A 17,118-nucleotide genomic window follows, 5' to 3' on the forward strand; every position below is an offset into this window, starting at 1 on the left:
ACATAACAAAAAACCCGCGTATTTGGCGGGTTTTTTGCGCAAATATGAAATTTTAACCTTTTTCATGTGTCTATAAAGTGACAATTACAAATGCTATTGCGTAGATTCTGTAGTTGGTGTAAGCATTTTCATTATGCTCTCATATTCGTCTGCATCAACATATTTTGCAATTACCTGTTGCAGCTCTTTAACCTCATCTTCTGTTAATCCATCCTCCATCGCTGTTGAAATTTTTGCCATCTCATCCTGGGGTAGTTTAGACATCAAAATATTGAATATATTTACCTTCTCTTCCGATGGAAGATTATCTTTAAAGTCACTGAGTGCCTCAGGTGTCATTACTAATTGTTGGTCACCAACACTTCCACTTCCGTTATCAGCTGAACTTTCGGTTGTAACTTGACCCATAACTGGTAAGGCATCAGTCGGAGTATTATCATCTACGGGCTCACCCTTGCCTTTAGCTGGCGAATCCGTGCTTTTGTCGGTCTCCTTGCTAACTGTACTCCCTGTGGTTACTTCTTTATTGGCTGTATCCGAGTCAGATTTGTTATCCATGCCAATGATGCTCCGAATCATTCCTCCAAATCCCGGACCAGGAGTATTCACTTTAATATCGAAGCTAGCCAGTACCGACTGAATATAAGCATTTACAACCACGCCCGTTGTTAGAATTGAAAGAGTGCTGGCAAGTACCACAATCAGACATACGCTAAGTGCACGCTTCACGATCTTCATCTTCATTTCTCCTCTCACCTATGTTCAAGCCTATCTGGTAGATCATGTACATGTTCTTCTATACATCCAGTATTGACTAGAACCGGCCTCGGGAAACGTCTAGGCATAAATCTAGGCCCCAAAAGAGAGAGATATAGTCCTCAGAACAAAAAAAAAGAGCCTCTAACGAGGCTCCTTAGTATAACTAGGTTTTAGATATAAATTGGCAATACTTGATTCGTCTGCTCACGGTTACGACCCACTGAGAAGATAGCAATCGGAATACCTGTAAGCTCAGATACACGTTCAACATATCTGCGTGTATTTGCTGGAAGATCATCCAACGTTTTTGCAGAAGTAATATCTTCGCTCCAGCCTGGAAGCTCCTCATATACCGCTTCACATTCTGCCAGCATTTTGAGGCTAGCAGGGTAATGAGTAATTACCTCACCACGGTATTTGTAGCCTGTGCAGATCTTCACAGTCTCAAGTCCGCTAAGTACATCCAGCGAGTTAAGAGAGAGCCCTGTGATTCCACTTACACGACGAGCGTGGCTCACAACTACACTGTCGAACCAGCCTACACGGCGCGCACGTCCGGTAACTGTGCCATATTCATGACCTGTTTCACGGATATAATCACCTGTTGCATCATTCAGCTCTGTAGGGAACGGGCCATCTCCAACACGAGTGGTATAGGCTTTTGCAACCCCAATAACCTGTTTGATTTTGGACGGTCCCACACCAGAACCTATGCACACTCCACCGGCAGATGGGTTGGATGAAGTAACAAACGGATACGTACCTTGATCGATATCAAGCATTACTCCTTGCGCACCCTCAAACAACACTTTGCGATCCGCATCAATGGCATCATTAAGAATAACAGAGGTGTCTGTTACATAATTACGCAGCACTTCTGCATATTCCAGGTATTGAGTCAGAATCTCTTCTACGTTAAGAGCTTCGGCACCATAGACCTGCGTAATCACTTGGTTCTTCTCTTGCATCAAGGGGCGGAGTCTCAGTTCGAATTCCTCAGCGTCCATCAAGTCAGCAATACGGATACCGTTGCGTGCTGCCTTATCCATATAACAAGGACCGATACCTTTACGTGTAGTACCAATCTTGTTCGGACCCTTACGGTCTTCTTCGAGAGCATCCAGCACCATATGGTAAGGCATAATGACATGAGCACGATCACTGATCACTAAGTTCTTAGTATCAAAACCGTTCTCGTGAATATAATTAATTTCTTGGATTAAGGCAGCCGGATTAATAACCATTCCGTTACCAATTACACAAGTTTTCTCTTTATAAAATACACCTGAAGGGATCAAGCTGAGCTTAAACTTCTCACCGTCAATCAGAATCGTGTGACCGGCATTATTGCCCCCTTGATAACGGGCGACCACATCTGCACTTTCTGCTAGAAAGTCAGTGATTTTCCCTTTACCTTCGTCTCCCCATTGTGTTCCCACGACGACTACCGTTGACATGTTCATTCCTCCGTAGGTGCTACTTAGCACCATTATTTTTCATAATATGGACCCTATACGTCATTCTTATGTACGTGGCCCTCCGGACGCCAAGCAGATTTAACCCGCTAAAGGACAATTCTCAGTGTAACAGCGGTTTTTTTCAAAGTCAAATAAAACGAACGATTACACAAAGAAATGTGCAATCGTTCGGGAATTATACATGTCAGGTTTAACCAGCAAAGGGTTCCGCATGTGCTCGCTCGTAGTTAACGAACTTGTTGAAATTTTTAAGAAAGACCAGTTCTACCGTGCCTACGGGACCATTACGCTGTTTAGCTATAATGATCTCAATAATATTCTTCTTCTCCGTATCCGCATTGTAATAATCATCACGATACAGAAACGCAACAATATCGGCATCCTGCTCGATAGAACCCGATTCACGCAAGTCACTCATCATTGGACGTTTATCCTGACGCTGCTCTACACCCCGGCTTAACTGCGACAGGGCAATAACCGGCACATCCAGCTCACGGGCAATCTGCTTCAGTGTACGAGATATATCCGATACTTCCTGCTGACGGTTCTCTCCGCCTTTACCGCGGCCCTGAATGAGCTGCAAGTAGTCGATGACGATCATGCCAAGTCCTTTTTCCTTCTTCAGTCTCCGGCACTTTGCACGAATATCGGTTACCGTGATACCTGGTGTATCGTCGATATAAATCTCCGCTTCAGATAGAGACTGAATACCCATCGTCAGCTTGGACCAATCATCATCACTCTTGAAGTCACCGGTACGCATAATATTGGCATCTAAGTTGGCTTCAGCACAAATCATCCGCTGTACCAGCTGTGGCGCTGACATTTCCAGACTGAATATCGCAACAGTTTCTTTAGCGCGTACTGCCACGTTCTGTGCAATATTCAGGGCGAATGCAGTCTTACCAACAGATGGACGAGCCGCAACAATAATCAGATCGTTACGTTGGAATCCGTTAGTCATATGATCTAAATCCACAAATCCGGTTGGGATACCTGAGGTACCCCCCTTATTTTGATGAAGCAACTCAACCTTGTCGAACACTTCCATCAAGACATCGCGGATCGCAATAAATCCACTGCCGCTCCGCCGGTTGGAGATTTCAAGAATGCGCCGCTCTGCATCACTCAGCATATCGGCTACATCTTCACCGCCCGTATAACCTTCGCTCACAATTTGCGTGGCTGTGCGAATCAAACGGCGCAGCATGGCTTTCTCTTCGATAATCTGGGCGTAGTATTCTACGTTAGCAGCAGTAGGCACGGCATGCGCCAGCTTAGCTAAGTAGCTAACCCCACCAATATCTTCAAGCTCTCCTTTGTCCTGCAGTCTGGACGTAAGTGTAACAAGATCAATCGGCTGGCTCTCTTCTCCGAGCTGCACCATCGCCTCAAAAATCATTTGATGCGCTTTATCGTAGAAGTCTTCGGTATTCACCCGTTCCATTGCAGTAATGAGCGCTTCATCCTGCAATAGAACCGCACCAATTACCGCCTGCTCGGCTTCAAGATTCTGCGGGGGAACCCGATCGAAAAAGAGATCTCCACCCATGTTACTCCTCCGTTACCTCAACCTTAAGTGTGGCCTTTACTTCAGTATGCAATTTTACGCTTACTTGAAATACTCCTATATGGCGAATTGGCTCACCTAATTCAATCTTGCGCTTATCAATAGTAATTCCTTTGGTGGAAGCCAGTGTCTCAGCAATCTGTTTGCTTGTAATAGCGCCGAATAAACGTCCGCCTTCACCTGATTTTGCTTTCATTGTCAGTGTTAGCTCGTCAAGCTTCTTACCCAATTGCTGTGCTTCTTCTTTTTCGTTATCTTTACGGCGTTGTTCAGCAGCTGCTTGATTCTCCAGCGTCTTCACGTTACCTTCCGTTGCCGGCCGAACCAATCCACGTGGCAATAAGAAGTTAGAAGCATAACCTTCGGATACCTCTTTAACCTGACCTTTTTTACCTTGACCCTTAACATCTTTTATGAATATGACCTTCATTCGAATAACCCCTCTTTCGATTCGATTTCAGCCAGCACCTGCAGTAATCTGGCTTCTGCTTCTTTACATGTTCCTTCAAGCTGTACCGCGGCATTGGACAGATGCCCACCGCCGCCTAATTTCTCCATCACGACCTGTACATTCATACGTCCGAGTGATCGGGCACTAATGCCAATCAGGCCGTCAGGCCGCTCGCTGATGACGAATGAAGCGACTACGTTGGTCATCCCAAGCAGCGTGTCCGCAGTCTGAGCAATAAGAAGCTGCGGAATTTTCATGCCTGGTGCCGTAACTACGAGCGCGATTTGGTCATACACCATTCGCGCATGTTTGATAATTTCGGCTTTGGAAATATACTCCTGTAAATCCTCCTTCAGCATGCGCTGAATAAGTACGGTATCGGCACCATTCCGGCGCAGGAAGCCTGCGGCCTCAAAGGTACGCGAACCCGTATGGAGCGCAAAGTGCTTTGTATCCACCGTGATCCCCGCTAACAACATTGTAGCATCCAGCGGACTGATCTTTACCTTCTCATGGATATACTGAAGCAGCTCTGTCACCAGCTCACAGGTCGAAGAAGCGTAAGGTTCCAAATATACCAATACAGCATCATTAATGAACTCTTCACCTCTGCGGTGATGATCCACCACTACGATTCTGCTGGCATATTGTACTAGCCGCGGCTCCATCGTCATAGACGCCTTATGTGTATCCACAACAATTAGCAGGGTATGCTCTGTCATGATCTGTAGGGATTGCTCCGTTGTGATGAATGACTTATACAATTCATCATCCTTACGAATCTGCTCCATCATGTTAGTTATCGATGGATTAGGAGTCTCCATCACAATGCTAGCCTCTACATTATACATCTGCGCAGCCCTTAACAGGCCGATTGCAGCACCCACAGCGTCGATATCCGGTGTCCGATGACCGAGGATCAGCACACGATCGCTCTCCTGCATCAGATCCCGCAAAGCATGCGCAATGACCCGCGCCCGCACTCGGGTACGCTTCTCAGCAGCATTACTCTTGCCACCGTAGAAGGATAACCGTTGGCCTGCTTTTACAGCCGCCTGATCACCACCTCGGCCAAGCGCCATGTCTAGACTGGATTGGGCCAATGCCCCTAATTCACTTGCGGAGTCTGCGCCAAAGGCCAGACCAATACTCAGTGTCATAGGTACCTTGAGATCAGCAGTCATTTCTCTGACTTCATCTAGAATCACGAAGCGGCTCTCTTCCAACGCTTGCAGGCTACGATGATTAAGCAGCATTAGATAACGTTCCGAGGACAACCGCCGCAGATAAACCTCAAACTGCTTACTCCATTCAGTGATTTCACTCGTCACCTTAGCAATCAGCGAGGTTCGCTGTTGATCATCCATTCCTTGAGCGGATTCATCCAGGTTATCCATCATCACTATGCCAATCGCCAGCTTCTCATCCTCATACCGCTCACGTAACACCACAAGCTCAGTGATATCATACAAGTAAAGAATACGCTCACTCGGAATAATGACAGCTTGATAAAATCGTTCATCCACGGTGATCTCAAGGCGGGTGTCATGGAGCACACCTTCTTTGGCGACCTCCCGCTTACCCGCTGCAGCACCTGTGAAAAAAGACTGCATATCAGGCAATAATTCTTGCAGTGACTCCCCAACTAAAGACTTGCGTGCGAAAATATCGCCGGCATAGCGGTTATTCCATTCCACCGTTCGATCCTCGCTAAACAGAATGATTCCAAGCGGCAGCATGCTGACTGCTTCGCCCTCTACCCGCTTAATGCGGAAAGATAGCCCATTAATATATTCCACCAGATTACGGCGGAACGAGATCTCCGCTTTCAACATATAGAAGCATAAAGTACCTGACAGAAACAGGCCGGCGACCCCAAGCGCCCAGTTATAAACACTGACAATTATAATAAGGACCAACAGCAGCATGAACGCCCATACGGTATGATAGCCGTGCCAGCGTCTTTGCAGAAATTTAGGCATGAACTCTCACCCTATCGTTTCGATTTGGTCACATACTCCCGCAGTGGGAACGCAAGATCAATAATACCAATAATGCGCAGCGGCGGCAGTAAAATAACCGGTATCGCTAACAAAACGGCAGACATCTTGTTCCATTTGCGTTCATGCGCCAGGAAGAAGAAAAATCCGATGGCCTGAATCATAAAGCCAATTCGCAGCAATGGCAGAAGATTGGCAGAAATCATGAGGATGAAATTGTTCTCTGACCCTGAGAAGAAGAGCTGTAGAACAACACCAATCAGATAGTACCAAATAAACGATCTCGAAAGTCTCCATTCACGTGCAGGCTTCATCTTAGGCACTGCATAATTCATACTGTTCAGAATCGGGCGGGCAATAGAATGCGTAATCACAGCAATCATGAAGGAGCTTACGATTAGAGTCATAGGGATCATTTGGACCGTCATATGACTTATCTTGTTTACATCCTCAGTTGAAAATCCAATATCAGTGAGCAGAGGATTGGTAGTTCCGAGCTCGGACAGAGGTGAATTAACCATTTGCAATACATCGTTCACATAGGTAGACAGGTCAAAATTAAATAATGCCGTACCCAGCAGCAAAAGCAGCAGGAACTGTGCAAGAATCGTAACCGTACCTGCGATCACAGTAGACATGGCCGGGGCATGTCTTTTATACCAGCGCCCCATAACCAGAGCCGGTATTAAGAAATACGCAGCTATCAACAGATAAATTGGTGTAATCAAGCCTACAATCAGCAACACCGGCAATACATGCAGTACAAATTGTCTCGTGTTCAGTGTAGTAAACAACACTACTGCCGGAACAATCATAAACAGGGTAGTGATGATGAGGAGTGGAGTCGTTAAACTAAGCAGCAAAAGTAAGTATGCTACGCTCCAAGCCACAGATGACCAGCGAAATTTCAACAGTATTCACCTCTTACGCATATGTTCTTCTAAAGCAGATATATCTTGGTACCAATCTTCCAGTTGATGCCCTTCCTGCTTGTGCTTTCTAAGCTTCTCCAGTAGCAAGTCATCTAAAGAACGATAAGGAATCCCTAGTCTGCGGCCCAAAATATAAGAGCTCATAATCAAGCTAGCCAGACTGTCACCGACACGGGTAGTACTGCCTTCCCATAACGCTTTAAATAACCTTGAAACTTGATCAATCACTTCGGTTTTCAGCCATTCAATTACCTTGGCGCGCTTGGCTACATCCAGATCCTTCGGCACATTGGACACGTCTCTCTACCTCCGGCAAAAAGCTTTATTCTCCATTATAGCATAAAAAATTCGGTGTCACACTGGACGCCCCGCGCCCCTTAAGTATGCTTCAATCCATGCTGACTATGCCTCTTTTTGGAGAGGAGCTTTCTTTAAAAAAGACCCGCATTCCGTTATCGCCGGAAATACAGGCCTTGTTCCGATAGCTTCTATAACCGCGAATACACTGGGACTATAATGATTCCTGTGATTGTCTTGTTACAAATTTCTCGCAATATTCTATGACTTGACTCCGGCGAACAATTCCAATAAACCGGTTCATATCATCGACCACAGGTACAAAGTTCTGCACCTTAGCCAAATTAATTAGATCTTCCATATCCGCATCAATCGAGACCGGCTTGTTATTCATACGTAATGGAACGTCCTTCAGCAAAAATTTTGAAGCGTTCTCAAACGAAACCTTACCCTCCGACTCTTTCATGTACCAGAGCAGATCACCTTCCGTTACCGTGCCGGCATACTCTCCATTACGGTTAAGAATCGGGACTGCTGTATAGCGGTGAAACTCCATCCTCTCAAGCGTTTGGCGCAGCGTAGAGTCGAGCGTTACGCAGGCCACCTCCTGTTTCGGAAGTAAAAAAAATGCAATATTCATCTCTTGATCCTCCTCAAAGAGTTCCGAAGGAATTACGGTTCTTTAACTTCCTTTTACTGCCATGCCAATGTGATTATACGTAGCAGCTAAATAATAGTTCCAACTCATTATAACATGAAGACAGTAAGCAGCAGCCATGAGAATGTTTATGGCTGCTGCAATTTATTTATATGAGTTTAGCTTTCCAATTAGAATTACTGCGTAACTGCTGTCGCTTTGGGCTCGAGTGCATTACTTGCTTTTCCCGGCTCAATCAGTTGATCTACTGGTGTTCCTGCATTCATCCAATTATCAATCAGCGCCTTAGCTTCGCGCAAATCCTCTTCATCAACGATATCATAATAAAGTCCGTCAATACGTTTTCCTTCGCCCATTACCGTAAAGCTTGAGATATCCATATCTTTGCCGCCCATAAATTTCTTGGCTAGACTAATGATCATTGAAGGCTCAATATCGGTCTTAAAATTATCGCCCATAATATCCAGCAGCTTAGGAATATTGCCAATTTGGCTGATCGATAACATTTTATTAGCTACGACATCAATAAAAACCTGTTGGCGTTTGGTCCGGTTAAAGTCACTATCTTCACGGTAGCGTGTATAGTTAAGTGCTTCTTGACCGTTATAATTCGACTTTCCACCCTCGATCGTAAACTTCTCATGGTCCTTGCCCTTGTTTACAATGTCCTTCTTGATAGGCAGCGGAACGCCTCCAATAGCATCAACGGCATCCTTGAGCCCTTGAAAGTTAATGGTGGCATAATACTGAATATCATGCTCCAGCAGTGCTTCCAGAGTATCCTTAGCCATTTGCTGCCCACCGAAAGCATAAGCATGGGTAATCTTATCTTTTTTATTATCGTTATGGCCAATAATCTCGGTATACGTATCACGTGGAATAGAAATAAGCAGAATTTTGTAATCCTCAGGGCGAACAACAGCATACATCATAGTGTCCGAACGTGCGGTTTCATTGTCGCGTTGATCAGTCCCGAGCAGCATCAGCGAGAATGGATCGCTTTTGTATACAACCGGCTCTGGCTTAACCTTATTCTCATCCTTAAGTGGCTGGTAAGATTCTTCTTTCAGCTTGCTTTCTACCCGATCGGACAAAAAGAGGTCAAAAGCTAATACGGCCAAAGAATTCCGAAAGAGAAAGCCTCCCGCTATAACAACGACGAGAACAATTAGCGCAATGTATCTTTTCTTTATTTTTTTCATCTTTGATTCCTTCTTTATTGTAGAATAATTACACATACCATATATTTACAATGCCTCCTGATCGTTCTCAGGCAGTCATGGTTTTATTTCTCTCGGCGGCGAATTTACTGTCCCTTATTCCATTATCTTATTGTCCCCCCTTTCAGGAAATTCGGGTCATTCTAAATTATAGAAAAAAGTTTTTTTGCGTTTCTAAAATAATATGGGATAAAACAATATTTCTATTGTAATCACTAAATGGATAAAAAGAAACAACAAATACCGACATGTATAGGGAAAAAGCACCATACCAAGTAATAATTACTGGTATGATGCTCCAAATTTAACTTCGAATTCCAAGGGCATGTATAATATGTTTTACCCGTTCTCCATAATGTAAACCGCGGAAAAACCCATAATCGAACAATTTAGCAGCACCCTCAAATCGGCTGCCATAAGTCTCCGCCCCCATAACGACCGCAATAAGCCGGTGCCCCTCTCGCTGGGCTGATCCCGCAATACAATATCCCGTCTGGCTATCATATCCAGTCTTTAACCCATCTGCTCCATCGTATGCGTAAGCGCCGCCCATACCTGGAAGCATAAGGTTGCTATTACTAACATATAACCCTTTATCCTTTAATTGCATCTGTGTACGACCGGAAATATTCAGTACGTCAGGATGATTATGGATTAGCGCAGCTGCCAGTTTGGCTGTATCCCTCGCTGTCATCATCGTCTGGCCACCGATATGCGTAGGCTGACGAATGATACCAAGATCCTTGCTCGACAATCCAGAGGCGTTGGTAAATACCGTATTAGGAGATAAACCTAAACTACGTGCTCTATCATTCATCATAAGTACAAAAGAATCCTCTGATCCTGCCATATATTCTGCCAATGCAACTGCAGCATCATTAGCAGAATAGATGGTGATGCCTTCGAATAGCTCCCTTACTGTATAGAAATCTCCTCGTTTTAATGAGAGACTCATACCACCCATTTGACTGGCGTAAGCACTAATAGGGACTCTATCCTCCCACCTAAGGGTTCCAGAGGTTATGTGATCCAGCACAATCATTTCAGTCATTAATTTAGACACACTGGCCGGTGGCATAGGCACATCGCCGTTGATATTGACCCATATGTCTCCACTATCCATATCTAGCAGCACTGCTGAACCCGCGTCAATATCCGGTTTAAAGCCTAGCTCGATAGGCCTCCACACCGTAATTAAGACAACGACTATCAAAGCTGCACCAGCCCATATTAATATCCGTCTCTTCATCGTTGTCATCCTCCATAATATATATGACGAATGAAACAGCAATTTGATTTCACTTTTTGCGTAATTTTTTTTATTTTTTTTAATTTAGTCCTTTATCCACCATTTATTAGGTTCAATAATAGAGCCCAAAGAATCAACACGCACACCTTGTAGACGTTTATTAACTGCAGTAATGCTTTCTCTTTCCGCAAAAAAGATCATTGGAACCTCTTCATTCACTAGCTTCTGCCATTCATAATAGACTTGTTGTCGATAATCTCTATCATACGCCTTCATACTGGTGCCATCGCGAATCAATTCTTCATTCCGCTCCGAGGACCAACGTGGGTAGTTCCACAAATCATTCTCTCTCCAGAGACCTGAAGGATCAGGATCATTAGCTAATCCCCATACCCCGTTAAACAACTCAATGGACGGATCATCAGCCTCCACTGCTTCGTAGAAGGTGTTGAGCTCTTTTAACGCCCCACCATTAAGCTGCACATCAAGTCCCACATTTCGCCAATCCTCCAGAATAGCAGCAGTTCGTAACTCTGCAGAATGACTGCCTAGCATAGAATCATAATGAATAACTAACTTTTCTCCTTTTTGATCCTCACGCAGCCCGTCTCCATCAACATCTACAAAACCAGCCTCATCAAGCAGCTGCTTTGCTTTTTCCGGATCAAAGGGATACGTATTAATCTGACTGTCAGGGATCTTCGCCCAGCTTGCACTGGAAACCGGAGTTTCTATAGGCTTGCCTAACCCATGAGAAAATGATTGAATGATCCCCTCCCGATCAAGTGCATAATACATCGCCTGACGTAATCTTTTATCCGCAAATTTAGGGTTATCCATTACGATTTTTTCAGCTTCACTATCCCAATACCCAAATTTAAACCCTATATACTCATAAGCAAGCTCATTTGATTGTAAAATATTAATATTATCGAGTTCGCTCAGCTTTTCATAAGTATCTCGTGGAGCATTCTCTATATCAATAACGCCTTGTTCAAACAGGCTGATGATTTCCTTGTCATCAAATACCTTATACAAGACACCATCTAATAAAGCCTTACCTTTATAGTATTGATCAAAGCGCTTCATCTCCACCCGCTGGCCAGGTTCAATAAGGCTCACCTCAAAGGGGCCAATCCCAATCGGATTTTTTCGCATCTGATCACTCTCAGGCATATCCTTAACGGCGACTCCAGTATAATATTTTTTATTCATCGGATACGGCCATAGATTATCAATCGTATTTACGCGGGCAGCTGTCATTGTTATTTTCAAAGTATAAGGATCTATAACCTTAAGACCTGTTATAGTCTTCGCCTCTCCTTTATGATAGGCTTCTGCACCTTGAATCATTTCCACACTATAATAACGCGATCCGGTATAGTCTGGACTAGCAATAGTCTCCATCGCAAATTTCCAGTCCTCTACGGTCAGTTCATCTCCATTATGCCAACGGATTCCCGGTTTAATTTTAAAGGTAAATATTCTATGATCCTCGGACTCCTGCCAAGTGGCGATATTAGGAACCGTTGATAAATCATCATCTATCGTAAACATGGCCTCAGTAATAAACTCCAGCACATGAAAATCATCTTCACCTTCATAAAAAGCAGGCTCAAAGAAGCCCATAAACGGCGATGAGTATCCATAAGTAACTACTCCGCCAGTCTGTGGCTTTTCGACCACCTCATTGTGATGTAAAGATAATGAATTACTGCTGGTACCTGCTCTGCTGCATGCTGACAATACTGTAGTCATCACGAGCATTGTTAACAAGAACCCGCATATCTTCTTATTCTTCATGTGTTCCTTCCCTTCTCTAGTTGAACGTATATCTACATCTAAGCTATGGAATAAATATTTACTGTAACAAAGTTTTAGAATGGTTACAATAACTTCTAAGCTTTAGGCCTATACTCCTGCTTGAATTTACGCATTTTTCATAGTATTTATAAAAAAAGAGGGACCTACCTCATAGGCTGATCCCTTTATTACATTATTCTTCATCCTTATGCGTAATTCTCAGGCCTTCGACATGCTTACGCTGCATCAATTTCCGCTTTTTACGGGTATCCTTGCTCTCAAAAATTATATCAAAGTCATATTCCTCAGGATACAGCTCATCTTTGGATAGATATGGCTTTAAACGTTTATGATTAATCCGCATTTTTTGCTTCTGGATCATCACTCCGACCATTCCTAAGTGATCTTTTTTCTCATAAACAATGCCTATCCGCCCTAGTGAAGTTACAAGAACGGCATCACCAATTTCATATTGGGTCTGCTTCTCCTTATCGCTCAGTGATTCCGCAGACTTTTCTTCTTTTTCAAAATCCTCTATAACGGGGGCAGTCTTCCCTTTCTCTCCCTCTTTGCTAAAAAGACTTGCCCATGCCGACCCATCACCTTTCTGCAGCCTTTGCTGCTGCGCCTCAACGATCTCCCAAGATCGCTTGATAACGTTATCCTGGATACCCAGCTTTTTGGCAATTTGCAGAGCGTAACTCTCCCCCGCTTCTCCGATAGTCAGACGATACAACGGCTGCAGCGTTTCTTTGTCGAATTCCATTCGTGCATTTTGAAAACCGGCTGTCGCAGCAGCAAAGGCTTTTAGCTCATTAAAATGGGTTGTGACGATAATATTCGCCCCTTTACGGCTCAGCTCTTCCAGAATGGCGATTGAGAGGGCGATTCCTTCGCCAGGGTCTGTACCTGCCGCCAGCTCGTCAATGAGCAGCAGCACCCCTTTAGAGGCATCTCTCAGCATTCCCTCAATACTCTTCATTTGTGCCGAAAATGTACTCAGTGATTGGGCCAAACTTTGTCCGTCTCCGATTACACTGATCACATCCGTAAAGACTGTAAACTCACTGCCCTCCTCGACCGGAATCAACAGCCCGGATTGAGCCATGAGGGTCAGCAGCCCGAGGGTCTTGAGCACCACCGTTTTACCGCCTGTATTTGGACCTGTAATGATTAGGGATCTATATCCCTTCCCAATCTCCAGGCTAATTGGAACCATGCCCTGCAGCATGGGATGTCTACCTCCGTTCATCCTTAGAAAACCCCTATCATTTAGAGTAACCTCAGATGCTCCCAGCGTTCGTGCGTACTTTGCTTTGGCAAAAATAAAATCATAGGTGCCAGTGACCTCGATATTTAGGCGCAGTGCAGTTTGTTCCTGTTCTACCATGTTGGTCAGCATACTGAGGATCACAGCTTCTTCGCGCGCCTCTTCTCCTAATAACAAATCCAGCTCAATCTGCATGGAGGCGATCTCATCTGGTTCAATGAACACCGTCTGTCCACTTGTGGATTGATCGAGTACCGATCCCTTTATTTGCTTATGATACTCCCGCTTTACGGGGATAACATAACGTCCACCACGCTGGCTATAAATATTCTCTTGCAAAATCGATTGATGGCGCGACATGATCCCGTCAATTTTTTTATGAAGACGTTCTTTAGCTACGGCAATCCGTTTACGAACCCGCTCTAACCCCTTACTAGCTCCATCATCAATCACCCCAAAGCGAATACAACGATCAATTGCTTCCCGCACATGATTTAATTCCAGCAGCGAGGAAGCATAAGCAGCAATCCGGGGAGCACTTTGCTCTTTAGAAGCCATATATTTGCGCAATTGACTACAGCTCTTTAGAAATGTAGCCACTGCAGTGAAATCTTGCTCACTGTACAAATACCCAGTCCCCATTAGTGACATGATCCACTCAATCCCCTCTAATGAAGGAATCGGTACACTGGAACCCCGCTCCAGCAGTTCTTTAGCTTCAGTCGTTTCCTCCATCGCTCTTTGAATCGAAGACAAATAGGTCATTGGCATAAGCTCTTCTACAGTTTTCTTTCCTACATAAGATACCGCATGACGGCTAAGCTCGGTTTTAATAATTTCGTATTCCAACGTGTTTAGACTTTGTAAATTCACAGCAAATCCTCCTTATTGATCCAATTATTTTTTTGGAACAAAATCTCCCTAACGCAAAAAGGACAAAGAATGCCACTATGGCAGTCCTTGCCCTTCTTTTTATGCTATTGTTCTCTGGCGTTTTAAGGTCCCCCTATAAAAGCCAGGGTGGCCGAAAAACAAAAAAACCGTGCTCTAAGAGCACGGTTAATTACAAAGAGAACAATAGCCGTAAAGAGGCCATATGACGCTTCGTGTGTTCTTAACTAAATCATCCACCGTTAGGAACAACAGACATCTGTGCGAGACGGACTCAAATAGAGCACGTAAACGCCAAAAGACGAGCCTGCTAAAGCCTTCCTAATCCAGTGTTATGAAATTGCTAGTTAAGAACGGTCACCAACATCAATATTTCCCCTTTTATTATAGGATAGCTGTAATTTAACACATTCCAGATTGAACGTCAAACGTAATCCGCACGCTGGCTTTTCACAACAAAAAAAGCAGCCGGTTTCCCGACTGCTTTTATAAAACGTCCTATTCCGTTGTGTAAGGAAGCAACGCGATTTGACGCGAGCGTTTTACAGCAATGGTAAGAGCGCGTTGGTATTTTGCACTTGTACCTGTTACACGGCGTGGCAAAATCTTTCCACGTTCGCTGATGAACTTCTTAAGAAGTTCAGTATCTTTATAATCAATGTGAGTAATCTTGTTCACAGTGAAAAAGCAAACTTTTTTACGCTTGTTGCGTCCACCACGACGTGCTGGTCTTTTGTCGTTGTCAGCGCCTTCTCTTGGTTTAAAAGCCATATTCTTTTCAGTCCTTCCTAATTAAAATGGCAAATCATCATCCGATATATCAATCGGTTTACCATCGCCCGAAAAAGGATCTTGAGTATTGTTGTTACGCGAGAAATTATTGTTGTTATTTCCGCGTCCAGCGTTACCACCGCCACCATATGCTGGCTCTTCAGGCATACTACTTGCACCACTTGAAGTATTTCCACCTTCACGGCTTTGTGAAGATTCCAGGAAACGAACATTATCAGCAATAACTTCAGTTACGTATACACGTTTACCTTCGTTATTCTCATAGTTCCGCACTTGGATGCGTCCTTCCACTGCTGTCAGACGACCTTTGCGCAAATAATTGGCACAGGTTTCTGCTAGCTGTCTCCAGGTAACAACCGGGATGAAGTCTGCCTCACGTTCACCGTTCTGGCCCGTAAAGTTACGATCTACGGCAAGCGTAAATTGAGTTACGGCAACACCAGCGGGAGTATAACGAAGTTCCGGGTCACGGGTCAACCGTCCGATCAAAATGATACGGTTCAACAATTCTGGTCCCCTCCTTTAGAGCGATTCATTACAAAGCTTGTCAAGATCTTAAGCAACGTCGTTCGTAATGAGATAACGAATAACTTCGTCAGAAATCTTCATAAGACGTTCTAATTCAGTAACTACTGCAGGTTCTGCATTGAAGTTAACCAAAACATAAACGCCATCACGGAATTTCTTGATCTCATACGCAAGACGGCGTTTACCTTGCACTTCGTGCTTTGTAATTTCCCCGCCATTGGAGATGATGCCTTGGAATTTATCGACTGCTGCTTGAACAGCTTCTTGTTCAATGTCAGGACGAATAATGTACATCACTTCATATTTGCGCATAATTTTCACCTCCTTATGGTCTGAGGCCCCTAATCACGTCAGGAGCAAGGAACGAGCACAAACATAGACTCGCACCTGATTAATATACCAAAACGAGCAGCAGAGTGCAAGCAATATTAATACCGGACAACCCTCCACCCTCTTTTTACATGAAAAAAACCCTACCTGCGCACAATAATCAGTGAATTCATCTGCACTTAAGGAAGGAGCGATAATGATGGGCGAAAAGACGGAATATGAAAAAGGCGACAAAGCCCCCAATCCAGGCATGTATACAGAGGTAGGTGAAGCGCGAAGCTTCCATACCGAAATTCAGAATCCACAGCATATTAAAATGGAAAAAGGGGATACGTTCCCCGAGACCAGTAACAAAAATCGGAAGTGGAAAAAGGTTGAAAAAGCACGTGTACATTAATTAAAAATAAATGTGTATAAAAAAACCGACATTACACCATACTATTCTCAGGCAGTACAAAAGAGAGGTGTGGTTCCGTTGGCCGTCGTAGACGAACACAATCACAGGATATCTGATTCAGCATCTATTGTTAGCTGGGAATAGTAGTGGGTTATTGTCTAAAAAGCAGTAACCTCAGCAACGCCTAAATCACTTTAGTCGCTATATACAGAGAAATTCCAACATCATTGATGTACTGCCTCTTGAAGAAGGACCCGAAAGGGCCCTTCTTTTTGCATGTTATGATCTTTTGCAAACAGCTCAGTGGACACAAAAAAACCTCCGTTACAGGAACGAAGGATTCATTAAAATGTTATATTATGCTGAAGTGGCGGAGAGGGTGGGATTCGAACCCACGCACGCTGTGACACGCCTAACTGATTTCGAGTCAGCCCCCTTGGGCCTCTTGGGTACCTCTCCGCAGCAAAAATAATTGTATCATGCAGACATGCCA

The 17,118-nt window shown here is 44.2% G+C and carries 16 protein-coding genes and 1 tRNA gene; 1 reads left to right on the forward strand and 16 read right to left on the reverse strand.

The genetic code is table 11. The features are described 5' to 3' along the window. Positions 1-93: 93 nt before the first annotated feature. From MKZ09_RS33780 to rpsF, 15 genes are all read right to left on the reverse strand, one after another. Positions 94-738 (reverse strand): hypothetical protein, encoded by a 645-nt coding sequence (locus tag MKZ09_RS33780; RefSeq protein WP_076132908.1) that lies wholly within the window; start codon positions 736-738, stop codon positions 94-96. Positions 739-929: 191 nt separating this feature from the next. Beyond that, positions 930-2,216, reverse strand: a complete 1,287-nt coding sequence (locus MKZ09_RS33785; RefSeq protein WP_076105178.1) for an adenylosuccinate synthase — start codon at positions 2,214-2,216, stop codon at positions 930-932. Positions 2,217-2,427: 211 nt separating this feature from the next. Continuing rightward, on the reverse strand, positions 2,428-3,789 hold the full coding sequence (gene dnaB, locus MKZ09_RS33790) for a replicative DNA helicase (RefSeq protein ID WP_036677807.1): 1,362 nt from the start codon (positions 3,787-3,789) through the stop codon (positions 2,428-2,430). A gap of 1 nt (position 3,790) precedes the next feature. Beyond that, entirely contained in the window at positions 3,791-4,237 is a 447-nt protein-coding gene (rplI, locus tag MKZ09_RS33795; RefSeq protein WP_036677804.1) for a 50S ribosomal protein L9, read from the reverse strand. Further along, positions 4,234-6,240, reverse strand: coding sequence for a DHH family phosphoesterase (locus tag MKZ09_RS33800; protein WP_076124313.1), 2,007 nt, complete (start codon positions 6,238-6,240; stop codon positions 4,234-4,236). Before MKZ09_RS33800 ends, rplI begins: the two co-directional genes overlap by 4 nt. Before the next feature lie 11 nt (positions 6,241-6,251). After that, the gene (locus MKZ09_RS33805; protein ID WP_076124314.1) at positions 6,252-7,169 is read right to left on the reverse strand and encodes a DUF2232 domain-containing protein; all 918 of its coding nucleotides are present in this window, start codon (positions 7,167-7,169) and stop codon (positions 6,252-6,254) included. A gap of 6 nt (positions 7,170-7,175) precedes the next feature. Continuing rightward, on the reverse strand, positions 7,176-7,478 hold the full coding sequence (locus MKZ09_RS33810) for a MazG-like family protein (RefSeq protein WP_170914153.1): 303 nt from the start codon (positions 7,476-7,478) through the stop codon (positions 7,176-7,178). Positions 7,479-7,701: 223 nt separating this feature from the next. Next, complete coding sequence (locus tag MKZ09_RS33815; protein WP_036677795.1) at positions 7,702-8,127, reverse strand: CBS domain-containing protein; 426 nt, start codon at positions 8,125-8,127, stop codon at positions 7,702-7,704. Positions 8,128-8,321: 194 nt separating this feature from the next. After that, the gene (locus MKZ09_RS33820) at positions 8,322-9,347 is read right to left on the reverse strand and encodes an LCP family protein (protein WP_076099795.1); all 1,026 of its coding nucleotides are present in this window, start codon (positions 9,345-9,347) and stop codon (positions 8,322-8,324) included. 322 nt (positions 9,348-9,669) lie between these two features. After that, positions 9,670-10,614 (reverse strand): D-alanyl-D-alanine carboxypeptidase family protein, encoded by a 945-nt coding sequence (locus MKZ09_RS33825; RefSeq protein WP_036677789.1) that lies wholly within the window; start codon positions 10,612-10,614, stop codon positions 9,670-9,672. 84 nt (positions 10,615-10,698) lie between these two features. Further along, a complete protein-coding gene (gene opp4A, locus MKZ09_RS33830; RefSeq protein WP_076202249.1) occupies positions 10,699-12,417 on the reverse strand; it encodes an oligopeptide ABC transporter substrate-binding protein in 1,719 nt (572 codons plus the stop codon). Positions 12,418-12,610: 193 nt separating this feature from the next. Continuing rightward, positions 12,611-14,560 (reverse strand): endonuclease MutS2, encoded by a 1,950-nt coding sequence (locus MKZ09_RS33835; protein WP_076202251.1) that lies wholly within the window; start codon positions 14,558-14,560, stop codon positions 12,611-12,613. Between the two features lie 516 nt (positions 14,561-15,076). Beyond that, the gene (rpsR, locus tag MKZ09_RS33840; RefSeq protein WP_036651767.1) at positions 15,077-15,349 is read right to left on the reverse strand and encodes a 30S ribosomal protein S18; all 273 of its coding nucleotides are present in this window, start codon (positions 15,347-15,349) and stop codon (positions 15,077-15,079) included. A gap of 21 nt (positions 15,350-15,370) precedes the next feature. Then, entirely contained in the window at positions 15,371-15,877 is a 507-nt protein-coding gene (gene ssb, locus MKZ09_RS33845; RefSeq protein ID WP_036677780.1) for a single-stranded DNA-binding protein, read from the reverse strand. Between the two features lie 48 nt (positions 15,878-15,925). Continuing rightward, on the reverse strand, positions 15,926-16,210 hold the full coding sequence (rpsF, locus tag MKZ09_RS33850) for a 30S ribosomal protein S6 (protein WP_036677776.1): 285 nt from the start codon (positions 16,208-16,210) through the stop codon (positions 15,926-15,928). Positions 16,211-16,427: 217 nt separating this feature from the next. On the opposite strand from rpsF, the gene MKZ09_RS33855 reads away from it, so the two are divergent. Then, the gene (locus MKZ09_RS33855; protein ID WP_036677774.1) at positions 16,428-16,625 is read left to right on the forward strand and encodes a YjzC family protein; all 198 of its coding nucleotides are present in this window, start codon (positions 16,428-16,430) and stop codon (positions 16,623-16,625) included. A gap of 368 nt (positions 16,626-16,993) precedes the next feature. Here MKZ09_RS33855 and MKZ09_RS33860 read toward each other — a convergent pair. Then, positions 16,994-17,084: transfer RNA gene (locus tag MKZ09_RS33860), tRNA-Ser, on the reverse strand. Between the last annotated feature and the right edge of the window lie 34 nt (positions 17,085-17,118).

It is taken from the genome of Paenibacillus sp. FSL R5-0908 (assembly GCF_038006245.1).
GTDB lineage: Bacteria > Bacillota > Bacilli > Paenibacillales > Paenibacillaceae > Paenibacillus_AQ > Paenibacillus_AQ odorifer.